The sequence below is a fragment of the Stenotrophomonas sp. SrG genome, assembly GCF_050031795.1.
In the GTDB taxonomy this organism is placed as follows: Bacteria; Pseudomonadota; Gammaproteobacteria; order Xanthomonadales; family Xanthomonadaceae; genus Stenotrophomonas; species Stenotrophomonas rhizophila_A.
In genome coordinates this window covers 1-279 of the sequence record NZ_JBNBBE010000205.1, presented here as the reverse complement: position 1 = coordinate 279, position 279 = coordinate 1, and the positions used below count along the sequence as shown (strand labels likewise).

General features: G+C 69.2%; 1 protein-coding gene. It reads right to left on the bottom strand.

The window, feature by feature from the left end; translation table 11 throughout:
- On the bottom strand, positions 1–279 hold a 279-nt coding region (locus ACQG3P_RS19550; RefSeq protein ID WP_426805970.1), incomplete at both ends, for a carboxyl transferase domain-containing protein.

Sequence of the window (279 nt, the reverse complement as noted above, 5' to 3'; positions counted from 1 at the left end):
ATCACGCCGTCCTCCCACACCCGCGCGCGGGCGTAGTCGGGGTGGCCCTGCTGCTCGAACTGGTCGCGGATTGGCGTCTTGAAGGTGTCTTCGTCCGGCGCCGACCACTGCCCGCCCTTGGCTTCAATGCCATCACGCTTCACCGTGGCCAGTTCGCTGGCCGCCTGCTCGCCGCCCATCACGCCGATGCGCGCGTTCGGCCACATCCACAGGTAGTTGGGCGCGTAGGCGCGGCCGCACATGCCGTAGTTGCCGGCGCCGAACGAACCGCCGATCACC